The sequence below is a fragment of the Bradyrhizobium sp. 179 genome (genome assembly GCF_023073535.1).
Taxonomy (GTDB): domain Bacteria; phylum Pseudomonadota; class Alphaproteobacteria; order Rhizobiales; family Xanthobacteraceae; genus Bradyrhizobium.
This window is the reverse complement of record NZ_JADPJR010000080.1, coordinates 1-1,787: the sequence shown is the minus strand read 5'-3', so window position 1 is coordinate 1,787 and position 1,787 is coordinate 1. Positions and strand designations below refer to the sequence as shown.

The following is a 1,787-nucleotide window of genomic DNA, read 5'->3' as shown; positions in this document are numbered from 1 at the left end:
CGCATTGCCTCACCCAGAATGTTACTGGACAACTTCTCGCCGATGATTGGGTCGGTGCCATCGAATTGGTTCGGTGGCGTCTATGGCGGGAAAGATCAGCATGGGCGCGCGGCGCGAGGTGGTGTCGGCGGTAAAGGAGCGTTACCGGTCGGCCAAACGAGCGGAGAAGGGGCGGATACTCGACGAGCTGTGCGCGACGACGGGCTGGCATCGCAAGCATGCGGTGCGCGCGCTCCGGCAACGCGAGACGATTGGACCGGGCGAGGTCGAGACAACAAGAAAGCAAAGACGCAGATATGGCGCGACGATCAAGGACGCGTTGACGGCGCTGTGGGAGGCGTCGGATCGGGTGTGCGGCAAGCGGCTCAAGGTGATGATCCCGACCTTGCTGCCTGCCCTTGAGCAACATGGCCGATTGCAGCTTGGCCAGTCGGACCGTGATCGTGTTCTGGCCATCAGCGCCGCCACCATCGATCGCCTGCTCGTCGATGTGAAGATCGCGGCGAGCGGCGGCAGGCGGCGCCGTCGATTCTATTCGGCAATCCGGCGCGAGGTCCCGATCCGCACGTTCAATGACTGGAACAGCCCGGTGCCCGGCTTCTGCGAGGTCGACATGGTCGCCCATGGCGGCACGTCGGTGGCTGGCTCGTTCATCCAAACCCTCACGATGGTCGATGTCGCCACCGGCTGGACGGAGTGCCTGCCGTTGCTGACGCGGGAAGGTTCGCTGGTCGTCGAGGCGATCAACCGCGCACAGAGCCTGTTCCCCTGGCTGTTGTGCGGCGTGGACTTCGACAACGACAGCGCCTTCATGAACGATGTTGTCGTGCCATGGTGCCGCGAACAGAAGCTCGAAGTTACTCGCTCGCGCGCCTATAAGAAGAACGACCAGGCGTTTGTCGAGCAGAAAAATGGTGCCGTCGTCCGCCGCCTCATGGGCTATGGCCGCTTCGATGGCGTCGAGACGGCGCGTATGATGGGCCGCCTCTATGCGGCGGCACGGCTCTACGTCAACTTCTTCCAGCCGTCGTTCAAGCTGAAGGAGAAGCGTCGCGAAGGGGCCAAAGTGATCAAACGCTATCATCTCCCATCGACCCCCTATGAGCGTGCCTTGGCGCATCCCAAGGTGACCGCGGCCGTGAAGAAACGGCTCCGCGATCAGTATCGCTCGCTCGATCCGGTCGCGCTGTTGGCGGAGATTCGCGCAACCCAAGAGGAACTAGGCAATCGCGTCGATCGTCGTGCCGGACAGGCGCGCGGCCTGCAACCCGCTCACACTAGCACCCTGCCAGCGACCGCGGCGACATTCGCGAAGACGCTTGGCAAGACCGCGACGGTCGGCGAGCCGCGTGCCACGCACCGGCGAACTCGTCGCCCCTATAAGACCAGAGTTCGCATGCCGTCCAAGCTCGACCCGCATATTGCCGCGATCGAAGCCTGGCTCGCAGAGCAGCCGCAGCTGACGGCGCTCGCAATTGTCGGCCGGCTGCGCGAGAAATACCCCGAGGAGTTCGGAAAGAGACAGCATTCGATTGTGCAACGTCTGCTGAGGGCGCTTAGACGGAGGGCTGCTGAACGATTGGTCGCCCAGGGCCCGCTCGACGACGCCATGACCGCTGCCCCATTGCCCGGGGTTGTGGACGGCTCGGGCTATGTAGGGCCCGACCCGCCCACAGCCCCTCTCGTCGAGCAAGCCGGGAAAGCCATCTGGCGCGACCGATTAATCGACATCGGATCGTCATCGGCAATGGCGCCATCAGGGTAACATTCGCAGATGCGGCAATACG

The 1,787-nt window shown here is 63.5% G+C and carries 1 protein-coding gene; it reads left to right on the top strand.

Annotated features, from left to right (window positions below; all coding sequences use genetic code 11):
* The first annotated feature begins 82 nt into the window (after positions 1-82).
* On the top strand, positions 83-1,765 hold the full coding sequence (locus tag IVB12_RS19740) for a transposase family protein (RefSeq protein WP_247301211.1): 1,683 nt from the start codon (positions 83-85) through the stop codon (positions 1,763-1,765).
* Positions 1,766-1,787 lie beyond the last annotated feature (22 nt).